Raw genomic sequence first — 20,830 nt, 5'->3', positions numbered from 1 at the left:
CCGGCTTTTTTATAGCTAGCGCGATATGGCTAGTTATGTAAATTGCATGGGAGTAACAGTGCAGTATCAAGTTATTGAAAGCCAAACAGCACTAGATGAATTTGTCTTGTCTATTTCGAAAGCCAAAGTGCTCGCCGTCGACACCGAATTTATGCGTCGCCGCACCCTATACCCAGAAATTGCTCTGTTACAGATCTTTGATGGTAATCACCTTGCTCTTATCGATCCACTAGCCGATATAGATTTTAGTGAGCTGTGGACATTATTTTCAGATACTAGTGTCTTAAAAGTACTTCATTCTCCATCAGAAGATATCGAAGTATTTCTAAAGTTTGCAGGTTTTATCCCATCACCAATATTCGATACCCAGTTTGCTTTACAGTTGTTAGGTGAGGGTAGTTGTATTGGTTTTGCTAATATGGTGAAGCAACTTAGAGACGTGGACATTGACAAAAGTGAATCCAGAACAGATTGGTTACGCCGCCCTTTAACTCAAAGCCAATTAGATTACGCCGCCTCCGATGTATATCATTTACTACCATGTTTTGAGACTATTCAAGCTCGAGTAAATGAAAAGCAGCTATTTAACATAGTGCTTCAAGAGAGTGAGTTGCTAGCCCAAAAGAGAAGCTTCCGTCAACCAGATGAAGTGCTTTATCTCGATGTCAAAAACGTGTGGCAACTTAAGCCTAGAGATCTTGCTACCCTACAAGAACTTGCCGCGTGGCGCAGAGCCAAGGCAGAGAAAAAGAACTTAGCGCTAAACTTCGTGCTTAAAGAACATAACATGGTAGAAATTGCCAAACGTCGTCCAAGCTCACTGGGCAGTTTGCGCAATGTTCCAGGTGTTGAACCAATGGAAGTCAATCGCTCTGGTAAAGAAATTCTTGCCTGTATAGAAAAAGCAAAAGAAGTGAGTGAACAAGATTGTCCACAGCGCGTGAGAAGACTTATCGACTTTAAAGGTTACAAAGCAGCATGCAAGGATATCAAGCAGGTTATCGCCGAAGTTGCCAAAACTAACGATATTCCGGTTGATGTGTTTGCTTCGAAAAAACAAATCAATCAGGTGATCAGCTGGTCTTGGAAAAAGTCACCGGAAGAAAAGCAATTACTGATGAAACCCGATCTTGCTTTAGGCTGGAGAGCTGAGCTTGTCGGAGATAAGTTAGACAGTTGGTGGCAGTAGCAGCACTCCTGTCGATTAAAAGGTGAGAGATAAAAAGCGAAAGCGATAGTAACATCCACCTTCCTAAGAAGGTGGATGTTACTAAACTAGTCTTTTGGTTGTTCGATACCAAAGTACACACAATGTAACACAGGTAATACAATCAACGTCAGTATGGTCGCAAAACCAAGACCGAACATAATGGTGACCGCCATGGATTGGAAGAACACGTCAAATAATAGCGGGATCATACCCAGTATGGTTGTGATTGCAGCCATAGACACCGGCCTTACACGACTCACACCAGAATCAAATACCGCTTGGTAAGGGGACTTACCAGAGTCAATTTCGATATTGATTTGATCCATCAGTACTATACCATTTTTAATCAACATGCCGGATAAACTGAGCAAGCCTAATAGTGCCATAAAGCTAAATGGTGCTTGTAGTAATACGAGGCCTGCCGTTACCCCAATAATAGCAAGCGGCACGGTAGACCAGATCACTAATGGTTTTTTCACCGAGTTAAAGAGCAATACAGTGATCATAAACATCGCTAAATAACCGATTGGTAATGAGCCAAAAATAGCTTTCTTCGCTTTGCTTGACGACTCATACTCACCGCCCCATTGCATTTCGTACCCTTGGGGTAGTTCAATGGCTTCGATATCCGCTTTGACTCTTGCAAATAACTTAGCTGGGGTTTCATCGCCGATAACATCATGATCAGCCATTACGGTGATGGTACGTTTGCGGTCGCGGCGCATGATCAGGCTATCTTCCCAAGTGACACTAAAATCATCCACGATTTGTGAAACAGGCACGTAGACACTAAGGACAGGGCTGAATATTTGTAAGTCACCAAGATTTTCAACATTTAGCCTCTCTTCCTCTGGAGAGCGTGCAATGATAGGCAACAGTTGCGTACCATCTCGATATAACCCAACCTTGTTACCTGACACCGAAGTCAGTAGCAACTGATCTAAGTCAGATTTACTGATCCCCAAACGACGCGCCTTCAATTCATTAAACTGCGGGCGGATCAACTTGGTTCTCTGTCGCCAGTTATCACGAATATTAAACGCTTTATCGTCCTGGCTGATAATACCTTTGGCTTCTTCAGCTAGTTGGCGTAACACAACAGGATCTGGTCCCGAGAACCTAGCCTCAATTTTTGCGTCGGTTGAAGGACCAATTTCCATGCGCTTTATTTTGAGACGCCCATCTAGCTCATTTTCAAGCTCATAATCACGAAGCTTGGCAATCATAGCCACTACTGCATCGCGGTCTTTTACACGTACAATTAACTGACCATAAGCGTCATATTGTTTTTCAGGCGAATAGGTCAACATAAAACGAGGTGCGCCTTGACCAATCGTTGCCGTCACTTCGTTAACCATCGGATCGGCCAGTAAAAAGGATTCTATTTTCTCAACATTTTTCGCCGTGCTGCGTATATCGGCACCTTGATAATGCCAATAATCCACATAGAACATCGGTGTATTTGAAGCCGGGAAGAAAGACTGCTTAACCGATTTAAAGCCAACAACTGCAGCAACTAATAGCAGTACCATAGAAATAATGGTAATAGCACGATTTTTAAGGCAGAAGGTCAGCATGGATTTATAAACGGTGAAGATCACACCTTTATAAGGGTCGTCTTCTTCACTGGTATCTGATGACTTTTCCTTCGGTCCTTTAAACATCATATTGGCAAAAAATGGTGTCAGTGTGATTGCAGTTACCCAGCTTAGTAGTAATGAAATTAACAACACCCAAAATAAAGAACCAGCAAACTCACCACTGGCGTCGGAGCTTAAACCAATCGGTGCGAATGCAGTGATCCCGATAACGGTTGCGCCAAGAAGTGGCCATTTTGTCTGTTCAACAATGTTCACAGCAGCTTTTACTTTAGATTGACCCCGTTTAATGTTAATCAAAATGCCTTCAGTCACTACAATGGCATTATCGACTAGCATCCCCAGTGCAATGATCAAAGCACCTAATGAAATACGCTGTAAATCAATGGCGAATATCTTCATAAAGATAAAGGTACCCAGCACCGTAATAAGCAAAATACCGCCGATTAAAATGCCACTCTTTACACCCATAAAGATAAGCAGAACGATAATTACAATGGCAACAGCCTCTAAAAGGCTAACGATGAAACCGTCAACCGAGGTTTCTACTTCTGTTGGTTGATTGTAAACCGTGTTGATCGTAATACCGTATGGGCGCTGATATTCTAGTTGCTGTAAGTGATGTTCAATTTCTTTACCCACCTCAACAACATTTACACCAGAGGTAAAAGAAACCCCAACCAGCAGTGCACGCTTTTGATCAAAACGTGTAATATGATTCGGCACTTCTGCATATTCGCGTGTCACTTTTGCCACATCACCCAAATAAATAAGCTCTTTGGCGCCTGGCTTTGAGATAAGTAACCCCTCTAGCTCAGCAACGTCTGTAAACTCACCAGTAGGGTGTAGGCGAATAGACTCGTCTCCAACTCGTATTTTACCCGCATTAGATACCGTATTTTGAGCTTGTAACAACGAGAAAATGTAGCTAGGCGCAATACCTAGTTGTGACAGTTTTTGTGTTGATATTTCGACGATCACTTGTGCTTGCTGCTCACCCGCAACAGTGACCTTACTCACACCTTCAACTAGCACTAATTCCCGCTTTAAAAAATCAACGTAGTCTTTTAGCTCATCATACGAATAGCCTTCGCCAGTTATCGCGTAGAGTTCACCGTAAACATCAGCAAAATCGTCGATAACGCTTGGCGGCCTAACACCTGGCGGTAGCTTCTGCGAGAGATCATTTACTTTACGGCGCAGCTCATCCCAGATCTGTTGTAAGTCTTTCTTACGGTACTTACTCTTCATCTCAACAGTGATCTGCGACTTACCGGGAGAAGAAATCGAAGTAACATAATCAACATACGGCAGAGACTGAATTGCATTTTCAATCGGGAAGGTGACTTCCTCTTCCACTTGTTGTGGCGATGCACCAGGATACATGGTCACGACCATGGCTTTTTTTAGCGTAAATTCAGGATCTTCTAGTTGGCCTAAGCCCAAATAGGATACCGCCCCAGCAATAAGCAGGAGCAAGGCAAACATCCAACTGATAACCTTATTCTCAATTGACCATTTGGCTAAACTCATATTACAGACCTCTTTCTTTAGTCCAAGGTCTCACTTTTGCGCCTTCTTGCAAGTAATGCACACCCGCAGCAACAATTTCTTCACCAGGTTCAAGACCCGACAATACCTCAATACCGGTATGATTAAGTTGACCAACGGTGACTTCGCGTTTTGTTACGGTCTGCTTATCGCTTTGATATACCCAAACGTAACTATTTCCCTCTGTGCCTTGCTTTTTATCGGAGAAAACTGCTTGGTTAGGTACTATGATTGCCGTATTTTCACGGTTCGTAATTTTGCTTGGGTCAACGTAAACATGGCCAGTCATACCTGCGAACAAATTGAAGTCCTCGGGGATTGGAAGACTAAATACGACTTTGTAGGTTAAGGTTGCAGGGTCTGCCTGCGTATCCCATTCCTTAATCGTAAGTGGGTAAGACTTACTTGGATAGCCATCAAAAACAACAGTCGGTTTGTAATCAGAATCTTTATCAACACGTGCAACGATGCGCTCAGGAACTTGAATAACCACATCCATCATATCGCGTGTTTCAAGGCGAAGAATATTTTGCTTTGCTACGACGTTTTCGTAATTTTTGACAAATACCTTGGCAACAGTACCACTAAACGGTGCTCTAAGTTCACTATATTCGAGGTTTGTTTTAGCAATTTTAAATGCAGACTCGGCAACTTGCTTGTCTGCATTTGCTTTATCAAACTCAGCTTTAGTCGCTATGCCTTTTTCAAATAACGGTTTAATTCTCGATAACTGCGATTTAGCCAGTTCAAATTGGGCTTTACGTTGTTCATATTGCAGGTTGAAATCTTCAGGATCGAGTTTTGCTAGCAATTGCCCTTTTTGTACATCTTGGCCTGCGAGAACTGGAAACTCGATAAGTTCACCATTCACACGAAAGGCTAGGTAGGAGCCTTGATTTGCCACCACTTCAGCAGGGAAACTACGAAGCGTGCTGCTATTGGGATCCGAAACCGTGTGAATTTTAACCGGTCGGTTAGGGGCTTCTGTTGGGGCTTGTTCTGCTTGCTCTTGGCAACCCACTAATAGGGTAGCCAGCACAATTCCAGAAAACACTCTTAACATATTGTTCTCCATGACAACGTCAATTTTAATGCGTGCAGAATAATGGAATTACATATAAAATAAAAATTATAAAACATTCTATACTGCATAAGATTTATTTATGAAGATTTCGGACTTAGCAGCGTTTTGCACCGTTGTTGAAGCGCCTAGCCTTACCGAAGCGGCAAATAAGCTTCATAAGACACAGCCTGCGGTCTCTCAATCAATTAAAAGATTAGAACAATCTTTGGGATTTGCCCTTTTTGAGCGTGAGAAATATCGCAATGTGTTAACAGAGCAAGGTCGTCGATTTTATTTTGAAGCCGAAAAATTGCTTAATCATCATAGAGATTTGTCATTACTCGCGACTGAATTCGCGGCGGGTAATGAACCAAGCTTTAACATCTGTTACGAACCGATCGTATATCAAAACCAGATTGATCAAGTATTAGGCAATGCCTTCATTAAGTTTCCCGCAACTGAAATGAACATCTCAAGTGGTAAACGTTTTTTTGCGCTTGAGCAAGTCACACAGGGGATTGCAAACCTTGGCATAGGGCCTTGGTTTGACCTTTTTCATTCAACTGGCGATTTAGAATCAATGCCGATTGGACACGTAAAATTAGGCTTAGTCTCATTAACGGGCTATATGCCACCAGGGCTTAGTTTTTCGGAGCTTGCGCAATACCCGTCTCTTGCAATGAAAGAAAGTAAATTCAAGTTTGATAGTGAGCGCTTGGCATACAGAAATAGTAACAATGTAATGAAACTCGATGACGCACTGGCAATAAAAAGATACTTATTGCAAGGTATGGGCTATGCCTTAATCGGTCTTGACCTTTGTAGAGAAGAATTAGAGTCTGGTGTTTTGCAACAAGTGAGGGTGTTCGATAGAAAGGATGAATTTGAAGCCGAGATCCACGCGTATCGTTTGCATATTTCCCACCATGGGCCAGTAGCAAGATATTTTTGGGACAAATTAAAAGAGTTAAATATTCAATATGAAAAGCAGCAATCCTCAACAAGAACTCGCTGAAAAAGTCTTCACCGTAATTGGCGGTATCCCATTTGGAAAAATTGCGTCGTATGGGCAAATAGCGAGATTAGCAGGCTCCCCAAAACATGCGAGAAAAGTAGGTCAATTGCTAAAAAACCTACCAAACGGTTCAACTTTACCTTGGTACAGAGTAGTAAATAGCCAACGGCGTATTTCTTTTCCTCAAGACAGTAGTAAATTTCAAGAGCAAAAATCGCGCTTGCAAGCTGAGGGTGTCACATTCTCAAATAGTAACGTGATAGCTAAACACTGTGTTTGGGAATAGTTATAAATTTAGCGTTAACTGATCCAGATAAATAGGGCAGTCGTAATTATCGTTAGTTTTTGTATATTTGAACGGGAATTATGAAACTCGCTTTATTTCCATTGCCAATATTCTTGCTTCCAGGCGGGTTCACCCGCTTGCGGATCTTTGAGCAGCGCTACTTATATATGGTAAAGGAGGCCGCTAAAACAGAGCAAGGTTTTGTGTTATGCCCATACCTCGCGGACACACAGAACAATGTGTCAAAAGAAGGCGTGCACGTTAAAATCGTCGACTTTTCACAAGATGATGATGGCCAGCTGCTCATTGATGTTGAGGCATTATCGCGCGTCGCGATCAGCAATGTGGAAGTAGACTCGCAATCTTTGCGTTACGGTGATTGTGACATTATTGATGGGCCGCCATGGCAATGTAGCGAAGAAGCATTTAGTCTAGTTGACGAAACTCTTGTTGATAAGCTTCAGAGTGTTTTTATCGCCAACCCGGTCCTTGATGATTTGTACCGTGACAAGCATTTTACTCAGCCTCTTTGGGTTGCTTATCGTTGGTTGGAAATCTTACCTATCTCTATGACTCAAAAACTGAAAATAAAACAAGCACAAACATTTGAACAGGTGGCAGAGTTCTTACATACTGTATTAGATGAAAAATAGTGATCCATGCCAAGTTTTCCAGCGTAATACTGCTTATAATTATAAATTGGAAGGTGAGCTATGTTAGGCCAACAGCAATCCACAGATTGCAACGTTCAGTCAGGAACTCGCAAAGCAGTGCAAGAAACTCCCTCTCAAGCGTTATCAGACGCTTTGGTTAAAGTTGCAGAAAAACGAGATCGCAAAGCTTTTGCGTTCTTGTTCGAGTACTTTGCGCCAAAAATCAGGCGCTTTGGTGTGAAACAATTTGGGAATGATGCCCAAGCGATGGAGCTTGTACAAGATACGATGACGTCAGTATGGCGTAAAGCACACCTTTATCATCATGACAAAGGTGCAGCCACAACGTGGATTTATACTGTAATGCGTAACGCGTCGTTCGATGCACTGCGCAAGATGAAGAGTAATAAAGAAGAACACATCAGTGAAGACATCTGGCCGATAATTCAAGACTCACAGGCTGACGACGACGGTTTTCAAGATCACTTGCAAACGGCGCAAATTCAAAAATACATCAACAAGTTGCCGCCAGCACAACGAGACATAGTCAAAGGCGTGTATTTTCAAGAAATGTCTCAAGAACAATTGGCAGAACATCTTAATATACCTGTCGGGACAGTTAAGTCACGTTTACGGCTTGCTTTACAAAAACTTCGCGCTGAAATGGGAGATCAAGCATGATTAAGCATCACCCTAATGATTCATTATTAAGCCAATTTGTCGAAGGCAACTTGCCTGCGAGTATCAGTGTTGCAATTGCAGCACATGTCGAGCTATGTCCTTGTTGCCAGAAAAAGACCCAACAGCTTGAAGCGCAAGAAGCGAGAGTTCAGCTTGGAGGAGACATTGATTCTGCACTAAGCAGCGATTTCGAGGCGATGATGCAAGCGATAACACTGGATGACGAAATAGACGAAGTGAAAGAATATATCCAACCCACATTTAACTATCAGGGCAGGGATGTTCAGTTACCTCGGGCTATTGCGAATATCGATCGCACCAAGTTTTCAGGTGTAGGCAAAATAGCCCGCTCTCGGTTATTGCTAGAAGACGGCGACTTACGCTCAAGTCTTTTACAAATTGGTGCGGAAGGCGAAATTCCAGAGCACACCCACACGGGCTTTGAGATCACCTTGTTACTTGACGGCGATTTTGCAGATGAAGCTGGGGAATACGTACCGGGCGACTTTATTTGGCAAGACGGCAAACATAATCATTCTCCGCGCACTAAAGAAGGCTGCCTGTGCTTTACCGTGGTAAGTAGTGCACTACACTTTAATAAAGGCTTAAGTAAGCTGTTAAACCCAATTGGTAAGTTGATTTATTAAAGGAATAGTTGCGAAATGAAATTTTCATCACCAATAAAAATTGGCATTAGCGCGTGTTTGGCCGGAGACAAAGTACGATTTGACTCAGGCCACAAGCGTTCAAACTTTTGTATGGATGAATTCGCCGAACATGTTGAGTATGTGCGCTTTTGCCCGGAAGTTGCGATAGGCATGCCAATTCCAAGGCCAACCATCAGACAGATCCGTGTAGGCGACATTATCAAAGTTAGTCGCCCTGATGGTAAAGAAGATGTCGCACCAAAGCTCAAGGAGTTTGGCGAAAAGGTTTCAACTTCTCAGGCACAAAGCCTTTCCGGCTTTGTGTTTTGCGCCAAAAGCCCAAGCTGCGGAATGGAGCGTGTTAAGGTCTATAACGAAGCAGGAACTGGTAACACATCTGAAGGTATTGGTATTTTTGCTGAGCAAATCATAAAACACAATCCGCTTTTACCTTGCGAGGAAAATGGTAGATTGAATGACATGCATCTCAGAGAAAACTTCGTAATGCGGGTATTCGTCTATAAAAGCTGGCAGGAACTAACTCAGTCGGAAAACATCGGCCTACACGAGCTGACGAATTTCCACGCCAAGCACAAATATCTGTTGATGAGCCATAACTACCAAGCCTATAAAGATTTAGGGCGTTTACTTGGTGATGGCAAGCAATTTGATAGAGACACGCTGAAACATAAATATATCAGTGGTTTGATGTCAGCACTGAGCAAGCCTGCCAATCGCAAAAATCAAGCAAACACGTTAACGCATCTACAGGGATATTTTAAGAACGAGCTTTCGAGCATCGAGAAGCAAGAGATGTGCAGTGCAATAGATCAATATCGCAAAGGTATTGTACCTTTATATGTACCGTTGACCTTGCTCAAGCATCATCTTACTGTGCATCCGAAAGCGTATTTGCAAAGCCAAGTGTACTTTGACCCATACCCCAACGAACTGCGTTTAAGATTCGGAATTTAATAATGAAAACAGCTTTTTGGTTTCGCCGTGATCTCAGGGTTTACGGCAACGAGGCTTTGATTGAAGCCGTGAATGAGGGCGCACGCGATGCGCTCTTTTTTTATTGCAAGCCACAGTGGCAATCACACAACGTAGCCAGTATTCAGCTCGACCTACTTGAGCGCAGATTACTTGAACTTGGCAGCCTGCTTAGTGAATTTGGCATTACGCTACATATCATTGAAGCGAGCACATTCGCTGAGCTGCCGGCGCAGCTTCAAGTTGTTTGTGACGATAAAGGCATTGATTGCTTATATGCAAATAAAGAATACGAAGTAAATGAAGTGGCCCGCGATGAAGCGTGTGAAACTGTGATCGCGTTAAAATTATTCGATGGCGATCTCGTTGCCAAACCGGGCTCTGTGATTACTGGCTCCGGTGAGATGTTCAAGGTGTTTACCCCCTTTAAAAAAGCATGGTTAAAGCGTTTTGTAGGGCAGCAATTTCACTTCTCTAGCTGGCCATTGGACAAACAACATGAGGCAAACTTCAAAAAGCCAACTTTCTTCGAGATGACCAATGAATCTGAAAAGTGGCCAGCGGATGATAATGCCATTGTCACGATTGTAAATCGTTTTATTAAGGACAAACTAGCAGACTACCAAGATGACCGTGATTTCCCTGCAATCAAAGGAACTTCAGGGCTCAGTCCATACTTGGCATTAGGCATTGTATCGCCCAAGCAGCTCATCGCACAGATCCAACTTCATTATCCTGAAGTGCTTGAAAACCCAAGTAAGCCAGAGTTTTGTTGGGTGAACGAACTCATTTGGCGTGAGTTTTATCGCCATCTTATCGTCGCTTTCCCGCGTTTATGTAAAGGTTTTAATTTCAACGATAAATATAACGCGGTTAGGTGGCGTGACGACAGCCAAGCATTTGAGCTCTGGTGTAATGGTCAAACTGGCTATCCGATTGTCGATGCCGCAATGCGTCAGCTCAATAAAACTGGCTGGATGCATAATCGGCTACGCATGATTGTTGCCAGCTTTTTAACCAAACACTTGCTCATCGACTGGCGTAAAGGCGAGGCCTATTTTATGTCAAAATTAATAGATGGCGACCTTGCCAGTAATAATGGTGGCTGGCAGTGGGCTGCAAGTACGGGGTGTGACGCGCAGCCTTATTTTCGTATTTTTAATCCCATCACGCAGAGCGAAAAGTTTGATCCCGATGGTTCCTTTATTCGTACATATGTGCCTGAATTGAAAAATGTTCCAGCAAAGCATATTCATTTTCCTCATGACTATTTAACGGCATTTGGCGGAAAAGACGACTATGTAGAGCCGCTGGTTGATCATAAAGAAGCAAGGGCGAGAGCACTTGACGCATTTAAGGTTTAAATAGGTATGGATCACAGAACGCAGCGATTCGTGGCAATTTATAATGAAATAGACAAATACTGCCTCGGTAAATTGGCTTCAATCTACACCGAGGACATTAGTTTCGTGGATCCTTTTCATAAAATTCAAGGACTTGATGCGCTAACGAGTTATTTTCAGGGGTTATATGAGAATGTCTCTGAAATCGAATTTCTTGTTACGAACGCCTATCAAGTTGATGACGTCAGCTTTATCTACTGGACTATGTCCTATCAACACCCCAAGCTAAATGGCGGTAAGATCATAGAGGTCGATGGTCATAGCCGTTTGAGTTTTATTGGCGAAAAAGTGGCGCAACATCGGGATTACTTTGACAGTGCGCAAATGCTGTATCGCCAAGTCCCACTACTCGGTGGTGTTATTCGGCTATTAGATAAAAGGGTCACGGCATGAGTAACATTTTAATTACTGGCGCAACATCAGGAATAGGTAAAGGTCTTGCTGAATTTTACACAAAACAGTCCCATCAAGTAACAGCTTGTGGCCGCAACCAAGAAGCGTTAGGCGAATTAGAAAACAGCGTAGGCGCGAAGAGCAAAGCATTTGATTTAACAAACCGCGATGAGATAGAAAACAACTTCAAAGATCTTGACGGCTTGGATCTCGTGATCCTCAACGCAGGTGGTTGTGAGTATATCGATAATCCCAACCAATTTGACGGCCATTTGTTTGAGCGAGTAATGCATATCAACGTCATCTCACTCGGCCATTGCCTAGACGTATTACTGCCAAAAATGAAAACAGGTGGGCAACTTTGTATCGTAAGTTCCAGCAGTGCATTTTTACCTTTACCTCGTGCCGAAGCGTACGGTGCGTCGAAAGCGGCTGTCAGCTATTTAGCGCGCACCCTGACAGCAACATTAAAAGACATTGATGTCACCTTAGTTCACCCTGGATTTGTAGAAACGCCGTTGACAGATAAAAACGACTTTCCGATGCCATTTATTGTAAGTGTCGATGAGGCCGTGGGTTACATTAGCAAAGGCATAGAAAAGCGCAGCAAAGAAATACATTTCCCAAAAAGATTTACTCTATTTTTAAAACTTCTAAGGTTACTGCCGTTTTCGTTGTGGTTACCTCTCGCTAAAAGGATAGCCCGTGGCTAAGATTGCAATAATTGGAAGCGGTATCTCAGGTATGACCGCAGCATACCTGTTAAGTCGTCAACATGACGTGAAAGTCTTTGAAAAAAATGATTATATTGGCGGACATACGGCAACTATTGATATTGAATACCAAGGTGAAAAGCTCGCAATTGATACTGGCTTTATCGTATTTAATGACAGAACCTATCCAAAGTTTGAAAAATTGCTGGCTGAAATTGGTGTTAGTCGCCAAGAAACCGAAATGAGCTTTAGTGTTCACAATAGTCAATCCAAGTTTGAGTACAATGGCCATTCACTCCGTACGCTATTCGCACAGAAGCGTAACCTACTGAGGCCAACTTTCTGGCGATTGCTGAAGGATATTGTGCGTTTCAATGGTCTTTGTAAGTCATTGTATGAAAAAGACGACTATCGAGGTGTTGAAACGCTTGGCAAACTGTTACAGCAACACCAATTTAATGCGTTTTTTAAGCTGCACTACATCTTGCCGATGGGCGCCGCTATCTGGTCAACCAGTATCAAAGAAATGCTCGACTTTGAAGCTAAATTCTTTGTCCAGTTTTTCTTCAATCATGGGCTCTTGGACATAACAAACCGCCCTCAATGGTATGTTATCCCGGGAGGTTCAAGGGAGTACATTCAACCATTAGTGGCAGAATTTAAAGACAATATTGTGCTTAATGCCGACATCGAGACAGTGGTTCGTGATGAGTCTGGTGTGACCATCATCTTCAAAGATGGCAGTAATGAGTACTTCGATAAAGTAGTCTTTGCATGTCATAGTGATCAGGCTTTAGCATTACTAAATACCCCATCGAGGGATGAACAAGCGATACTTGGTGCAATTCCTTATACTGCAAACTCAGTGGTGCTACACACTGACACCCGTTTATTGCCAAAACGTCCACTGGCATGGGCCAGTTGGAACTATTTATTAAACGAAGCGACGGACAAAGCCGCTGTCGTCACCTATCAAATGAATATACTGCAGGGGCTTGACGCCAAACATCAATACTGTGTCACGTTAAATCATGATGAAGGGATAGCTGAAGACAAAGTGATCAACCGCTTTGTCTATCATCATCCGGTTTTCAATACCACCAGCATTGCGGCTCAAAAACGTAAAGCCGACATTGATGGTAAACACTATAGTTATTTTTGCGGTGCGTACTGGTTCAACGGCTTTCATGAAGATGGTGTGAGAAGTGCAGTAGATGTGGCCGAGCAATTGGGTATTTCATTTTGAACAGTGCAATACTGGTGGGCAAAGTTCGGCATCGGCGATTCGCCCATGCCGAACATGATTTTTCTTACCCCATGTATATGATGTGGCTAGACTTAGGTGAACTTGACGCACTCAGTAGTATTTCATCGAAGTTTGGTACATCCGGCTTAAAGCTGCTTAAGTTCAACCAAGCTGACTATATTCTCACAGAAGGTGAAAGCTTAGTTGATCGCGCACGTGCTAAGTCAAATGCGCTAGGCAAACCCGTTTCATCACAAACAAAAGTATATTTAATGGCGCAAATACGCTGTTTAGGCTTTTACTTCAGTCCGGTTAATTTCTACTTTTTTGAAGACGAAAAGGGTGCCGGTTTTAGCCATATGCTCGCTGAAGTAAGTAATACGCCTTGGAACGAGCGTCATTTTTATTTAGTTGAATTAAATAAAGAAGTGAACTTTAAAAAGCAATTTCACGTATCACCTTTTATGAATTTGGATATGCACTACCATTGGAAAGTGAAGCCACCCGGTAGCAATACGCTAATCCATATTGAAAACAGAAAAGGTGACGAATTGCTATTTGATGCCACGATGACGCTCAAAAAGCAGGAGCTCAATGAAGCAAATATTAATCAATTGCTCAAGCGGTTTCCTGCAATGACATGGAGCATAGCTAAAGGTATCTACTGGCAAGCGTTGAAGTTATTTTTAAAAAAAGTGCCTTTTGTTGGGCACCCCGGAAGAGTATAAGATGGAAAATACCACGACAATATCCTCATCAATTTCGCTTTCTACATTCGATAGATTGTACAAAAAGCTCGTTTTTGGCGCGTTGAATACCTTAGAAACCGGAAAAGTGATACTTGTCGAAGGCGACCAAAAATACTGTTTTGGAGAGTCAGAAACAAGTTTAAGCGTTGATATTCATGTTCATTCAGCGCAAATGTATAAGCTATTTGCGCTTGGCGGCAGTGTCGGAGCTGGCGAATCTTACATTCTTGGTCACTGGAGTTGTTCGGATTTAACCAAACTGATTGAGATCTTCGTCCTAAACCAAGCTCAGCTGGATGCCTTTGAGAATAAGTTTGCATTTTTCTCCGGCATTGCAAATAAGATAAAACATCTCAAAAACAAAAACTCAAAACAAGGTTCAAAGCGTAATATTGTCGCCCACTACGACCTTGGTAACGACCTTTATGAATCATTTTTAAGTGAAGAAATGCTGTACTCTAGTGCCGTGTATCCTTCAAAGGAGGCATCGCTTGAAGAAGCACAGCAACATAAGTTAGCCGCGATCTGTGAGCGCTTGGATCTTCAGCCAACTGACAAAGTTGTTGAGATTGGTACCGGCTGGGGCGCATTTGCAGTCTATGCCGCAAAAAACTATGGCTGCCATATAACCACGACAACTATTTCGGAAGAGCAGCATGCGTACGTGAAAGCATTGATTGAAAAAGAAGGGTTGCAGCAGCAAATCACACTACTAAAACGAGATTATCGTGAATTGGATGGCCAATACGACAAGCTGGTGTCTATTGAAATGATTGAAGCGGTTGGACACGCATATTTGTCGGGCTTTTTTGCCAAATGCAACGACTTGCTAAAACCGACAGGCGCAATGCTGATTCAAGCCATTACCATCGCTTGCCAGCGTTACCAGCATTACCTCAAGCAATCGGATTTCATTCAGCAGTACATTTTCCCTGGTGGTTGTCTTCCTTCCGTGAGTGAAATGAGCAAACAAATCGTAAATTCCACCGATATGGTTGTCCACGAACTCCATGATATCGGTCTGCACTATGCTAGAACGCTATACGACTGGCGTGTTCGGTTTGAAAAAGCATGGCCTTCGCTTGATAGCAAACGTTTCGATGAACGCTTTTATCGCCTTTGGCAATTTTATTTATGCTACTGCGAAGGGGCGTTTAAACAAAGAGCAACTAGTGCCGTGCATTTAGTCGCCAGAAAACCAAGATACCAGTCAAATGTCTGTACTCAAACATTGGATTACTAACGCGCTACTCTTCCAAAGTATTTGGTTTGCTGCATTATTTTTTCAAGCAGACGCGCTTTGGTTGATGTTGGCAGGCTGTCTCGTCATGCTCGCAGGGCACCAAAATAAGCGTCTCAATTTGGTGCTTGCACTCGTAGGTTCCGCCATAGGAATGAGCATTGAATTGATTGCGGTCAAAACTCAGCTCATCAATTACCAAGGTAGTGAATTACTTCCGCTTTGGCTTTGGGTTTTGTGGATAGCATTGGTGCTGACAATAAATAATGCGCTTTCCAAACTATTAACGCTCAAAGCGCCGATATTATTAGTGGTATTTTTGGTCTGCGCGCCACCTAGCTATCTTGGTGCAGCTAACTTTGATGTAGTTTCTATCTCAATGCCTTGGTACATTTTTTGGCCAGAATTTGGCGCACTGTGGAGTGTGGGGTTCTATCTGATAGTGAGTTTTAATCGCATTTTATGGGGTACAAAGCTTGCGCAGTTGCCAGCAAATTGATAGCGTTTGATTACAAACCCACAGGATCCGGGGCGAAACGCAATAAAATAATAAATATTTCGTCGAATTTCGCAATTTTGGGGTTGCACATAAACGCAAAATGCATAAACATAGGTTTTGCTTAGGCAAATTATAAAGTTATAGGAATCTAATAATGAATAAAGCTCAACTAGTTGAAAAGATGGCGGCAGACGCAGAGATTTCAAAAGCAGCGGCAACACGTGCTTTAGAAGCGTTTACTGGCGCAGTAACTAACACACTAAAAGATGGCGGTTCTGTTGCTTTAGTTGGTTTTGGCACATTCTCAGTAAAAGAGCGCGCTGCGCGTACTGGTCGTAACCCACAAACTGGCGCTGAAATCCAAATCCCAGCTGCGAATATTCCTTCGTTCAAAGCAGGTAAAGGCCTAAAAGACCAAGTAAATCCTTAATCCACTCGCTGGACAAGAAAAACCTCCCAAGTTGGAGGTTTTTTATGCCTCTCATATTCATTATATTTGATAGCGCTATCTTGAATTTGCTACTATCACCCCAATCTCGTATTTTTATCTAATAAGTTGTTTAATCAGTTTTCATGAAGCGTTCTAACCTTTTCGCCGTTATGTCATTACTCATGTTGTTATGGGTAGCTGCTGCGTGCGCGACAGGAACGCCTGATACTCACTTATCCCATACTCCCGATACGCACAGCACAAGCTTCGAAAACATCACCCAAAAGGGCCTCGCTGACGCCAATCAGTTACCCAGTAAGCCAAGTCCTGCGAGTCCAATAAAGCTCAGTGGTGAAACCACGCATCACGAAAAGGGCTTATTGCCGGAACGTGAGCGTACTAGCCACCCTAGTTATTTTCTGCATCCTAAACAACAAGCCGAATATGCGCTTGTATTTGAGCTTGCAGCAGAAAAATATATACCGGCCTCAGTCTATGACATAAATAGACCTAAACCTGTACCTTGGTATATGTGTGATACTCGGCCAAATAATGGCTTTATCGACAACTGTAAGCCGGCAAACTTAACCTTCAAAGGCAGTCTCAACTTCGCCTCTTAATCATTATCTACTACCAATAAAGCACCCAAATAGTAGTTTTTGATACCAGCACCTAACGTCTGTATGGCCAGTATTCGTTAGCAAATCGGTATCGCTCAGATAGATAATGAGAAAAATATGAAAGATATAAACTCGCCAACGAGGGCATCAACCTCTCGTGGAGCCACCGCGCGTGCAAAACGTTTTTTTACTGCGCTTATTGTGTTCTTGTTGATCCTTTGTGCACTACCAAACGTGTATCCCAATAAGAATTTAATTCAAATTCAAGCAAGTAGTAACGAGGTTGTGTCTCTGTCGCTGCCTGAGCTTAAATCTCAACTAGAAGGCGAGGGATTCAAAGTCAAGCAAATCGAGTCTCATCAAGGTGGCTATTTAGTTGAACTTGAAAACCGCACGCTAACCGCCGAAGCGCGTGCTTATATGGCTGAGTCTCACTCAAAGCTAAGTGTTAAGGTTGTTAGTGCTTCAACGATGCCACAGTGGTTAGAAAGCACAGGACTCAAACCTATCAAGTTAGGACTAGACTTGGACGGCGGTGTGTTGTTCGTACTCAAGGTGGACACAGAACAAGCGGCGCAAAATAAACTGCAGTCACTCGCAGACGAAGCCAATAGCCTACGGATCAAAAATCGTTATCGTAACCTGTCTATTCCTCAAGTTATCAGTGGCGAGCAGGTTGAGGTCATTGCTAAAGCGCAAGGGCAAAATGAACTCGTTGCGCTTACTGCGACACTGCGCGAGCTCTATCCACAATTTACCAGTACAACTCATAAACAAGGCAGTTTAACGAAAGTGAATTTCCGTTTTGCCGAAGCGAAAAAAGCAGAGTTCGATAAGCAGTTAATGACCCAAGCGATGTCTACTTTACGCTCGCGTATTGAGGAACTCGGGATCACAGAAGCGGTTACACAACGTCAAGGCACTAATTATATACGAATTGAACTACCTGGCGTGCAAGACCCAGAACAAGCCAAACGTATTATCGGCGCAACAGCAAAGCTTTCATTTCATGCATTACAAGAAATGGGAGGTCAAAAATTAAAGGATAAATCTGGCGCTTTGGTTTCAGTCGACCCAGTTGCCATTTTTGGCGGGGATGAAATAGAGTCCGCAACAGCAGGAAGAGACGAATACGGAAAGCCTTTAGTGCAACTATTCTTATCTTCTCAAGGCGGTGAAAAGATAAACCGATTTTCTAGAAACAATGTTGGTAAACCAATGGCCACCGTATTCAGCGAATATTACGCGGATACAAAAGGAGAGATTAAGCGCAAAACGGAAGTGATTTCAGTAGCCACTATTCAACAAGTATTAAATACCCGATTCAGTATTACCAATATGCAGTCAATGGAACGCGCGCAGGAGTTAGCATTATTGTTGCGGGCGGGTTCTCTTGACGCACCAATCACCATTGTGAAAGAGCAAACCATTGGTCCTTCATTGGGCGAAAAGAATATTGAAAGCGGCTTTAAAGCTTTGGCGTTAGGGCTAAGCCTGACTTTGCTGTTTATGGCAGTATGGTATCGCAAGCTAGGCGCAGTGGCCATTACCTCATTACTGGTAAACTTAGTTTGCCTGATTGGATTAATGTCGCTGCTTCCTGGTGTTGTGCTTACCTTACCCGGCATTGCGGGCCTAGTTTTGACTATCGGTATGGCCGTCGACACCAATGTGATTATTTTTGAGCGAGTTCGCGAATTAAAACGTAAAGGCATCGGGATGGTTACTGCATTAAAGCAAGGTTATCAACAAGCTATGTCGAGTATTATCGATGCTAACTTAACCACGATGATAACTGCTCTTATCTTACTTGGTATCGGTTATGGACCAGTAAAAGGGTTCGCGATCACTTTGGCGCTGGGCATAGTAACCAGTATTTTCGCTGGTGTGGTCGTCTCCGGTATGTTATCAGAATCTCTTTATTCAAAATCACGTAAAGGCGTAAAGTAAAATGACAAGTAAAACGCAAAAGGCAAGATTCGTCGGGCTAATTTCTGGATTGTTACTTGTCCTTGCAAGTCTCATAGCCATCACCCAAAAAGGCATTGTATTAGGCCAAGACTTTACCGGCGGTTACGTTACGGTTATCGACTTACCCAAGCAAAAGAGCCAAACAGAAATGCAAAACAAGCTAGCTGAGCTTGGTGTTCAAGATGCGCGAATTGATCTGCAAAACGATGGTAGCTGGCGAGTTTTCCAAACCCCTGAGTCCACCGATGAAGCACACGTCAAACAGTGGATAGAAGGACTTGAAACACAATGGCAAGCAAGCGTATTAGACGCCAGTTATCTTGGTGCGCAGGTGGGTAATGAGTTAATCGAACAAGGTGGCCTTGCAGGTATATTCGCATTACTTAGTGTATTGATTTACTTGGCGTTTAGATTTGAGTGGCGCTTGGCAGTCTCTGCAAGTATCGCACTTTTTCATGATGTGATTGTGACGCTAGGTTTGTTTGCAATAACGCAAGTAGAGTTTGACTTAACCGTGCTTGCAGCGCTGCTGGCGATTATTGGTTACTCACTCAACGATTCGATTGTGATTGGTGACAGAGTTAGAGAGCTTTTGTTCGAAGAGCAGTGGAAAACCAGTCCTGTGGGCAATACCATAGACCAAGCGATAAAGGATTCAATGAGCCGCACGCTTATCACCTCATTAACGACGCTCACAACGGTGTTAGCGATATGGTGGTTAGGCGGCGCAGGACTTAATAGTTTTGCCATGGCGTTGTGTTGTGGCATTCTCATTGGTACTTTGTCTTCCTTGGCAATTAGCGCAACTTTACCGCAGTTTTTAGGCTTGTCGTTTAACAACTACCTAAAAGAAGAATCTGAGGCAGCGAAACAGCAACTCGCTGAGCCATAAGCGTTATATACGATTTAGGTTAAAAAAGTAGCAATTGCTCTTTTTTAACCTTGTCGTGCTGATGTATAATCCGCACTTCGAAAGGAGCCGGATAAGGATTAATGTCAAAATATAGTTATCAAACTCGGTGCGGTAAAGTAACCCTCTGGGCCGAGCAAAATATCCTCTTTGCCTGTTTCGAAGGAAATATTAATGAGTCTATGATCCATTATTTTTCTAGGGCATTAGAGCAATGTCGAACTGAGATCCATTCTTCGACATGGGGTTACGTGAGTTATTCCGAAAAGGCCATAGCTGCGACACCAGAAGCCTATAAGTTACTGGTAAACACAGCAAAGCGCTGCTTACAGTTAGGCTGTATTAGTGCTGCGTATGTGTTGAAGTCGGCAATTGCGAAAAGCCAGATTGAAAAAATGCGCAAAGAAATTGGCATGCCAGAGCCATTAGATCAAGTTTTATTTGCTGATGTAAGCGCTGCCATTGAGTTTGTAAAAAGTACTTTAGCTACACCTGAAAAGTTGTCGGTATAAGACATCCTAATTCTATATAAGTGACGTTGCCTATTGGGACGAGCATTTATAATCAGTTTGATTGCGCCTTCACTGTTAAGGCCTCATTGGGCCGCATCTCGCAACGTGCGATGATGCGGTTGTTTTTATCTTCTTCCTGTCTAAGCAACATACCTTCGTCATTCTTTGTCCACCACACAAACCCATCACCTTGATATTTTGCACCGCTGGCTGAACGAGCAATCTTCATCTTAACCACTTGTTCGTTAAAATGGACAGTAGCCTTATCACTGTCGTTGTAGTCAACCTTTATCACCGAATCATTATCACATTGATAGCGGCTAAGTGTTTCACTAAGCTCAATTTTACGATTTGAGATGTCCTCGCCACATGCACTGAGAACAGCGGTAATTAAAGCAGCAAAGGCAATTTGAGATTTCATAAACAGACTCCGGCGAGAAAAAGACG

The 20,830-nt window shown here is 43.0% G+C and carries 22 protein-coding genes; 19 read left to right on the top strand and 3 right to left on the bottom strand.

Going from position 1 to position 20,830, the window contains the following annotated elements:
• The first annotated feature begins 58 nt into the window (after positions 1 to 58).
• On the top strand, positions 59 to 1,189 hold the full coding sequence (gene rnd, locus A587_RS0105920; protein WP_010377171.1) for a ribonuclease D: 1,131 nt from the start codon (positions 59 to 61) through the stop codon (positions 1,187 to 1,189).
• A gap of 86 nt (positions 1,190 to 1,275) precedes the next feature.
• On the opposite strand, the gene A587_RS0105915 is transcribed toward rnd, so the two are convergent.
• Both A587_RS0105915 and A587_RS0105910 read right to left on the bottom strand, forming a co-directional pair.
• On the bottom strand, positions 1,276 to 4,341 hold the full coding sequence (locus tag A587_RS0105915; protein WP_017216819.1) for an efflux RND transporter permease subunit: 3,066 nt from the start codon (positions 4,339 to 4,341) through the stop codon (positions 1,276 to 1,278).
• A 1-nt stretch (position 4,342) separates the two neighbouring features.
• A complete protein-coding gene (locus A587_RS0105910) occupies positions 4,343 to 5,422 on the bottom strand; it encodes an efflux RND transporter periplasmic adaptor subunit (RefSeq protein ID WP_017216818.1) in 1,080 nt (359 codons plus the stop codon).
• A gap of 100 nt (positions 5,423 to 5,522) precedes the next feature.
• Between A587_RS0105910 and A587_RS0105905 the strand changes: the two genes are divergently transcribed.
• From A587_RS0105905 to A587_RS0105820, 18 genes are all read left to right on the top strand, one after another.
• Positions 5,523 to 6,437, top strand: a complete 915-nt coding sequence (locus A587_RS0105905) for a LysR family transcriptional regulator (protein WP_017216817.1) — start codon at positions 5,523 to 5,525, stop codon at positions 6,435 to 6,437.
• Positions 6,403 to 6,723, top strand: a complete 321-nt coding sequence (locus tag A587_RS0105900; RefSeq protein ID WP_017216816.1) for an MGMT family protein — start codon at positions 6,403 to 6,405, stop codon at positions 6,721 to 6,723. Before A587_RS0105905 ends, A587_RS0105900 begins: the two co-directional genes overlap by 35 nt.
• A gap of 80 nt (positions 6,724 to 6,803) precedes the next feature.
• Positions 6,804 to 7,376 carry an LON peptidase substrate-binding domain-containing protein gene (locus A587_RS0105895; protein ID WP_010377182.1) on the top strand — a complete coding sequence of 191 codons (573 nt, stop codon included), beginning with the start codon at positions 6,804 to 6,806 and terminating at the stop codon, positions 7,374 to 7,376.
• Positions 7,377 to 7,436: 60 nt separating this feature from the next.
• Entirely contained in the window at positions 7,437 to 8,057 is a 621-nt protein-coding gene (locus A587_RS0105890) for a sigma-70 family RNA polymerase sigma factor (RefSeq protein ID WP_010377183.1), read from the top strand.
• Positions 8,054 to 8,704, top strand: coding sequence for a ChrR family anti-sigma-E factor (locus A587_RS0105885; protein WP_017216815.1), 651 nt, complete (start codon positions 8,054 to 8,056; stop codon positions 8,702 to 8,704). The genes A587_RS0105890 and A587_RS0105885 overlap by 4 nt, the downstream gene beginning before the upstream one ends.
• A 15-nt stretch (positions 8,705 to 8,719) precedes the next feature.
• The gene (locus tag A587_RS0105880) at positions 8,720 to 9,679 is read left to right on the top strand and encodes a YbgA family protein (RefSeq protein ID WP_017216814.1); all 960 of its coding nucleotides are present in this window, start codon (positions 8,720 to 8,722) and stop codon (positions 9,677 to 9,679) included.
• Positions 9,680 to 9,681: 2 nt separating this feature from the next.
• On the top strand, positions 9,682 to 11,061 hold the full coding sequence (gene phrB / locus A587_RS0105875; RefSeq protein ID WP_017216813.1) for a deoxyribodipyrimidine photo-lyase: 1,380 nt from the start codon (positions 9,682 to 9,684) through the stop codon (positions 11,059 to 11,061).
• A gap of 6 nt (positions 11,062 to 11,067) precedes the next feature.
• A complete protein-coding gene (locus A587_RS0105870) occupies positions 11,068 to 11,493 on the top strand; it encodes a nuclear transport factor 2 family protein (protein WP_017216812.1) in 426 nt (141 codons plus the stop codon).
• A complete protein-coding gene (locus tag A587_RS0105865; protein ID WP_017216811.1) occupies positions 11,490 to 12,206 on the top strand; it encodes an SDR family NAD(P)-dependent oxidoreductase in 717 nt (238 codons plus the stop codon). The genes A587_RS0105870 and A587_RS0105865 overlap by 4 nt, the downstream gene beginning before the upstream one ends.
• The gene (locus A587_RS0105860) at positions 12,199 to 13,452 is read left to right on the top strand and encodes an NAD(P)/FAD-dependent oxidoreductase (protein WP_017216810.1); all 1,254 of its coding nucleotides are present in this window, start codon (positions 12,199 to 12,201) and stop codon (positions 13,450 to 13,452) included. The genes A587_RS0105865 and A587_RS0105860 overlap by 8 nt, the downstream gene beginning before the upstream one ends.
• Entirely contained in the window at positions 13,449 to 14,180 is a 732-nt protein-coding gene (locus A587_RS0105855; protein WP_026000890.1) for a DUF1365 domain-containing protein, read from the top strand. The genes A587_RS0105860 and A587_RS0105855 overlap by 4 nt, the downstream gene beginning before the upstream one ends.
• A 1-nt stretch (position 14,181) precedes the next feature.
• A complete protein-coding gene (locus A587_RS0105850) occupies positions 14,182 to 15,444 on the top strand; it encodes an SAM-dependent methyltransferase (RefSeq protein ID WP_017216808.1) in 1,263 nt (420 codons plus the stop codon).
• A complete protein-coding gene (locus A587_RS0105845) occupies positions 15,416 to 15,940 on the top strand; it encodes a DUF2878 family protein (protein ID WP_017216807.1) in 525 nt (174 codons plus the stop codon). The genes A587_RS0105850 and A587_RS0105845 overlap by 29 nt, the downstream gene beginning before the upstream one ends.
• Before the next feature lie 154 nt (positions 15,941 to 16,094).
• Positions 16,095 to 16,370, top strand: a complete 276-nt coding sequence (locus tag A587_RS0105840) for an HU family DNA-binding protein (RefSeq protein WP_010377204.1) — start codon at positions 16,095 to 16,097, stop codon at positions 16,368 to 16,370.
• A 143-nt stretch (positions 16,371 to 16,513) separates the two neighbouring features.
• Positions 16,514 to 16,990, top strand: coding sequence for a hypothetical protein (locus tag A587_RS0105835; RefSeq protein ID WP_017216806.1), 477 nt, complete (start codon positions 16,514 to 16,516; stop codon positions 16,988 to 16,990).
• 117 nt (positions 16,991 to 17,107) lie between these two features.
• Positions 17,108 to 18,940, top strand: coding sequence for a protein translocase subunit SecD (gene secD / locus A587_RS0105830; protein ID WP_017216805.1), 1,833 nt, complete (start codon positions 17,108 to 17,110; stop codon positions 18,938 to 18,940).
• A 1-nt stretch (position 18,941) separates the two neighbouring features.
• A complete protein-coding gene (gene secF / locus A587_RS0105825; RefSeq protein ID WP_017216804.1) occupies positions 18,942 to 19,853 on the top strand; it encodes a protein translocase subunit SecF in 912 nt (303 codons plus the stop codon).
• Between the two features lie 101 nt (positions 19,854 to 19,954).
• The gene (locus A587_RS0105820; protein ID WP_017216803.1) at positions 19,955 to 20,383 is read left to right on the top strand and encodes a hypothetical protein; all 429 of its coding nucleotides are present in this window, start codon (positions 19,955 to 19,957) and stop codon (positions 20,381 to 20,383) included.
• 52 nt (positions 20,384 to 20,435) lie between these two features.
• On the opposite strand, the gene A587_RS0105815 is transcribed toward A587_RS0105820, so the two are convergent.
• On the bottom strand, positions 20,436 to 20,804 hold the full coding sequence (locus tag A587_RS0105815; RefSeq protein ID WP_017216802.1) for an MliC family protein: 369 nt from the start codon (positions 20,802 to 20,804) through the stop codon (positions 20,436 to 20,438).
• Positions 20,805 to 20,830 lie beyond the last annotated feature (26 nt).

The organism is Pseudoalteromonas sp. NJ631 (assembly GCF_000276645.1).
Lineage (GTDB): Bacteria > Pseudomonadota > Gammaproteobacteria > Enterobacterales > Alteromonadaceae > Pseudoalteromonas > Pseudoalteromonas piscicida.
The sequence above is the reverse complement of the archived record's forward strand: the minus strand, read 5'-3'. Positions and strand labels throughout refer to the sequence as shown.

Excerpts from the sequence above, each read along its gene's own strand:
- A587_RS0105880 (WP_017216814.1), top strand. The coding sequence starts at position 8,720 with ATGAAATTTTCATCACCAATAAAAATTGGCATTAGCGCGTGTTTGGCC.
- A587_RS0105885 (WP_017216815.1), top strand. The coding sequence starts at position 8,054 with ATGATTAAGCATCACCCTAATGATTCATTATTAAGCCAATTTGTCGAA.
- A587_RS0105910 (WP_017216818.1), bottom strand. The coding sequence starts at position 5,422 with ATGTTAAGAGTGTTTTCTGGAATTGTGCTGGCTACCCTATTAGTGGGT.
- A587_RS0105895 (WP_010377182.1), top strand. The coding sequence starts at position 6,804 with ATGAAACTCGCTTTATTTCCATTGCCAATATTCTTGCTTCCAGGCGGG.
- A587_RS0105865 (WP_017216811.1), top strand. The coding sequence starts at position 11,490 with ATGAGTAACATTTTAATTACTGGCGCAACATCAGGAATAGGTAAAGGT.
- secF (WP_017216804.1), top strand. The coding sequence starts at position 18,942 with ATGACAAGTAAAACGCAAAAGGCAAGATTCGTCGGGCTAATTTCTGGA.
- phrB (WP_017216813.1), top strand. The coding sequence starts at position 9,682 with ATGAAAACAGCTTTTTGGTTTCGCCGTGATCTCAGGGTTTACGGCAAC.
- A587_RS0105850 (WP_017216808.1), top strand. The coding sequence starts at position 14,182 with ATGGAAAATACCACGACAATATCCTCATCAATTTCGCTTTCTACATTC.
- secD (WP_017216805.1), top strand. The coding sequence starts at position 17,108 with ATGAAAGATATAAACTCGCCAACGAGGGCATCAACCTCTCGTGGAGCC.
- A587_RS0105840 (WP_010377204.1), top strand. The coding sequence starts at position 16,095 with ATGAATAAAGCTCAACTAGTTGAAAAGATGGCGGCAGACGCAGAGATT.
- A587_RS0105845 (WP_017216807.1), top strand. The coding sequence starts at position 15,416 with ATGTCTGTACTCAAACATTGGATTACTAACGCGCTACTCTTCCAAAGT.
- A587_RS0105820 (WP_017216803.1), top strand. The coding sequence starts at position 19,955 with ATGTCAAAATATAGTTATCAAACTCGGTGCGGTAAAGTAACCCTCTGG.
- A587_RS0105915 (WP_017216819.1), bottom strand. The coding sequence starts at position 4,341 with ATGAGTTTAGCCAAATGGTCAATTGAGAATAAGGTTATCAGTTGGATG.
- A587_RS0105815 (WP_017216802.1), bottom strand. The coding sequence starts at position 20,804 with ATGAAATCTCAAATTGCCTTTGCTGCTTTAATTACCGCTGTTCTCAGT.
- A587_RS0105870 (WP_017216812.1), top strand. The coding sequence starts at position 11,068 with ATGGATCACAGAACGCAGCGATTCGTGGCAATTTATAATGAAATAGAC.
- A587_RS0105890 (WP_010377183.1), top strand. The coding sequence starts at position 7,437 with ATGTTAGGCCAACAGCAATCCACAGATTGCAACGTTCAGTCAGGAACT.
- A587_RS0105835 (WP_017216806.1), top strand. The coding sequence starts at position 16,514 with ATGAAGCGTTCTAACCTTTTCGCCGTTATGTCATTACTCATGTTGTTA.
- A587_RS0105905 (WP_017216817.1), top strand. The coding sequence starts at position 5,523 with ATGAAGATTTCGGACTTAGCAGCGTTTTGCACCGTTGTTGAAGCGCCT.
- A587_RS0105900 (WP_017216816.1), top strand. The coding sequence starts at position 6,403 with ATGAAAAGCAGCAATCCTCAACAAGAACTCGCTGAAAAAGTCTTCACC.